At 44.4% G+C, this 3,998-nt stretch carries 4 protein-coding genes; all 4 read right to left on the minus strand.

Annotated elements, in window-relative coordinates:
• Window positions 1-64: 64 nt before the first annotated feature.
• The 4 genes from ABF638_RS36960 to ABF638_RS36975 all read right to left on the minus strand — a co-directional run bounded on the left by ABF638_RS36960 (window position 65) and on the right by ABF638_RS36975 (window position 3,840).
• Window positions 65-667: a hypothetical protein gene (locus ABF638_RS36960; protein ID WP_435027716.1), complete on the minus strand. Its 603-nt coding sequence runs from the start codon at window positions 665-667 to the stop codon at window positions 65-67.
• 155 nt (window positions 668-822) lie between these two features.
• Complete coding sequence (locus ABF638_RS36965) at window positions 823-2,829, minus strand: pentapeptide repeat-containing protein (protein ID WP_435027717.1); 2,007 nt, start codon at window positions 2,827-2,829, stop codon at window positions 823-825.
• A gap of 75 nt (window positions 2,830-2,904) precedes the next feature.
• Window positions 2,905-3,087: a hypothetical protein gene (locus ABF638_RS36970; RefSeq protein WP_435027718.1), complete on the minus strand. Its 183-nt coding sequence runs from the start codon at window positions 3,085-3,087 to the stop codon at window positions 2,905-2,907.
• 141 nt (window positions 3,088-3,228) lie between these two features.
• Complete coding sequence (locus ABF638_RS36975; protein ID WP_435027719.1) at window positions 3,229-3,840, minus strand: Uma2 family endonuclease; 612 nt, start codon at window positions 3,838-3,840, stop codon at window positions 3,229-3,231.
• Between the last annotated feature and the right edge of the window lie 158 nt (window positions 3,841-3,998).

The following is a 3,998-nucleotide window of genomic DNA, read 5'->3' on the forward strand; positions in this document are numbered from 1 at the left end:
GAGTTAGTGTAACTAGATATGTAAAGTTTTGTATTAGGATTCAACATTTCTGATTGAATACTATCTAATTATCCTGCTTGGTACAGTCATCACAAGACCAAGACACTTTTATTTCACCTTCATTGTCTAGATACGAATTTTCATCCCTCTTATCATTGATGGTAAGAAATACAGTCTCTTGTGGTTCCAAAAAGATTTCTTTTTGTTTGCCAATATATTCATAGGTATTTTCTTCTCTGCGAATAATTAAACTCCCTTGAGGCGCTGAAGGTAATCTATATGTTTCATCTTGTTGGATAGAATGCCCCTCAGGTGAATTGAGGCCTGCGCTAGGAGCGTATTGCCATTTACCTCTAGCATTCAGATCTATTTTCAGACGACGATTTCCACTATTTTTAACCGGAAATCCTTGTTGCGAGTTTGCTGGAACATTGAAAATCCCATCATTTTTATCGTTGCCGCTCTTAAGGATAAGAATATTGTTTTCAGTAGTGGGAGTTTTCTGGATCTCACTTGGAGATGCAGCACTCGATGTTTTAGGAGATGACTCAATTCCTTTCCAAGCCGTCACTACAGTTCCAACAGCCGTTAATAAGGCGGCAATTGCAGTAAGAATACCAGGAACTGTAGTCCAGAAATTTACCTTGTTGTTATTATCATTACTCATGGAGTAGACCCCTAATTTTTTATTTGCAATGTTAAATAACAATTAAAGTGATTATAGACTTAATTTTAGGTTGGGTTGAAGAAGGCGCCAAGGTTTTTGAAGGCGATCGCGCGGGGGTCAACGCCTTGATCATGGTAAAGGTTGAGGGTAATAAATTATCCTAAACCGAATAATTTTGCGATCGCAGGCAATAATTTATTACCCGCTTCTACCAGAGAAGCAACAGCAGGTAAGCCGGTAAATATCCCTTTCAACATGGTGATGGCTGTTTTTGCCGTCTTTTGCTTAGTGGATTCTTGAGGAGTTTTACCCGCTTCTGCCAAAGTGTTCACCTGTTCTAGTGCTTCGGCTTTGTCTTCTTCTGACAAATATGTGGATTGGATGATTGCATCTTGCAACTGCGACAATAATTCTTTGATTCCTGGTTTCTCGGCATCGGTTGCATCAGGTAACTGATTGAGGGCAATACTCACATTACCGCTAATGGTTCCTAGATTAGCAATAGAATTATTGCCAGCGATACCGCTAACATTACTGCTACCTTCAATATTGATGCCACTGATATCAGACATATTTGTATCTCCTTGAGTATAAAATTTCGGCTGCTTGAGAGCAGTATCTACCATATTTTCTAAACTAATAATGCGCTGATCTTTTTCTACCAGCAATAATTGCTGACTCTGCGATAAGGCTTTGAGTTGATTATAGTCATCAAAATATTCTGCACTGAGTTGAGATTTATCGCTACCTGCGGCAGTTTTGGCTCTGAGCAAGATTTTATCATCGCCGCGCTTCTCCATTGCGACGATTTCTAACTCGGCTTCGGGATGGTTTTCGGCAAGGTTTTTGAAGGCTATGGCAACAGCGCGAGGGTCAACGCCTTGATTATGGTAAAGGTCGAGGGTGTCAAAAATTGGCTTGATAAAATCGGCAAAGTCGCCGTCTGCAAATATCTCTTGTTTATTATCAGGTTTGCGGAGCGGATCGGGATCTTCTTTGGTGGGTAAGCGCATGAAGACATATTCACACCTCATCCCATGCAATTTAGTTGTATTTGTAATGCCCCAATCTTCAATGTATGCGCCGGTGAGTGTTGCACCTGTTAAATCTGTGCCGTCTAGTTGGGTTTGCTTTAGTTTTGCTCTTGACAAATCGGCATCTTGCAAGTTTGCTTCACTGAGATCAGCGCCGATAAAACTGGCATCTGCTAAATTTGCTTTTTGTAAGTTGATACCCCGCAGGTTTTCACGGTAAAAATTCTTATCTTGTCCCTGTCCTGTAACCAGGAGTTCACGTACTTGTGAGTATTGAAGATAAGTCGAGCCAGGACGAACGCGATCAAGCATTTTAGCTTGATGCCAACGGCTACAGATAAGAATAGTGTTTCGGAAATCTGTACTTTTGAGTGTGGCTTGGGTGAAATCAGCATTGGTTAAGTTAGCACCACGAAAACTTGTACCTCCTGTAGCTGCAAAGGCGATCGCAAAATTGCGAATTAAGGAATGTTTTTGATCTCCTTTCATTGCTCGCCAACTGATGTAGATACTAAATAACGTTCCGGCGACGGCAAAGGCGACGGCTCCAGTTCCGGCAAAGGCTCCTGCTCTGGCGACGGCGACGGCTCCGGCAACGGCTCCGGCAACGGCTCCTGCAAAGGCTCCTGCGAAGGCGAAGGTGAAGGCAACGGCTCCGGCTCCGGCTCCGGCAACAGCTCCGGCTCCGGCTCCTGCAACAGCTCCGGCTCCGGCTCCTGCGACAGATCCGGCGAAGGCGAAGGCGAAGGCTCCCGCGAAGGCGACGGCTCCTAAACCAGCTATTATTCCTTGGCGAATTGTGATGAAGAAAAAGGCAATCAATGTGATTAGAGCAACCCAGCCCCCAATTTGGTTATTACTGGATGAGCTAAATATCAGCGACACCAAGTAACCATTGACACCCCAGAGAAATCCTGACAGTCCCGACAATAAGAATGAGATAATAACTAAACCAATTACCCAACGTCGTTGCAGTCCAGCTTTGGCATGGCTGAAATTCGCACCGGTCAGGTTGGCATTGGTGAAGTTTGCCCCTCGGATGTCGGCATAGCTAAAGTTTGCACCCGCAAGGTCTTGTCCTTTGAAGTTGCGTCCTCGAAGATTTTGACCGGAGAAGTCTAAAGCCATGTTCCACTTTACGGAGGTGAGCAAATTTTACTACACGCTCACCCCTGTAAATTCATGAATGGTTAGATATATTTGTTAGTTGAGGATAAAAGGCGCAACTTCGAGGATAAAAGGTGCAACTTTGAGGATAAAAGGTGCAACTTCGAGGATAAAAGGTGCAACTTCGAGCCTCAGAAGGTCATCGTTGAGCCTCAGAAGGTCAACGTCGAGCCTCAGAAGGTCAACGTTGAGGTTAAAAGCCGCAACTTCGAGGATCAAACGTGCAACTTCGAGGCTCAGAAGGTCAACATTGAGGTTCTGAAGGTCAACGTTGAGCTTCAGAAGGTCAACATTGAGGTTCTGAGGCTCATTGTTGAAGTACAGCCAATACGGTTTGGCTGGGTAATAGTAATTGAGAGTTCACTTCCGTCCTGCCAAGACTTGTTCGACACTCAAATCCAACTGTGGAAAAGTAAAAGAGATGATGCGTTCTTGTCCTCGGAATGCAACAGCATCATAGAACCCTTCTAGTAGGGTGCATATTGTTACTATCTCTTGAATCGGGTCAACAATCCAATATTCAGGAATTTCCAGAACAGCATACTCAGAACGTTTGCTGCGATAGTCTGTAGTTTGTGTAGATTCGCTGACGACTTCTACCACTAATATGGGGGGAGTTTTGTTGAGTTCGATTACAGCCTCTCGATTAGAAAGTGCTTCCCACTGCTGTGTTGGCAATACTACTACATCTGGAATTCGTGAGGTGTCCCAGCGTCCACCTCGTGGCGCTCCCGCTTCGGGTCGCCGCAGGCATCGCACTCCCACAGAAAACTTTTGTGCTGTCCAATTCTGGCCCATTTTGGCACTTTCATCATCAAAGCTTCGTTCTAAAAACTTGGAGATGCCACCGTGCTTGCCAGTGCCAAGGCTCATGGGAATTAATTCTCCATCTACCAATTCATATTGGGTATCCGTGCCATCGTTATACTTAAGATACTCTGCAAAAGTAAATTTTTTTGTGGTTGCAGTCATAGCGATACCTACGGTGGGCTGCGCCTACGCAATTCTCATTGATGACTCAATACAGTTATTCTACTTGCATTACAGGAAATACTCATGGAACGTTAAAAATTAAGGCGTTGCTGAATCAAGGGATGATTCTTGTAGGGTGGGCGTCTCGCCCGCCCTAA

The organism is Nostoc sp. CALU 1950 (genome assembly GCF_051172895.1).
Classification (GTDB): domain Bacteria; phylum Cyanobacteriota; class Cyanobacteriia; order Cyanobacteriales; family Nostocaceae; genus Nostoc; species Nostoc edaphicum_A.

Bases quoted from the DNA above. Each gene is read 5' to 3' on its own strand.
- ABF638_RS36975 (WP_435027719.1), bottom strand. From the start codon at position 3,840: ATGACTGCAACCACAAAAAAATTTACTTTTGCAGAGTATCTTAAGTAT.
- ABF638_RS36960 (WP_435027716.1), bottom strand. From the start codon at position 667: ATGAGTAATGATAATAACAACAAGGTAAATTTCTGGACTACAGTTCCT.
- ABF638_RS36965 (WP_435027717.1), bottom strand. From the start codon at position 2,829: ATGGCTTTAGACTTCTCCGGTCAAAATCTTCGAGGACGCAACTTCAAA.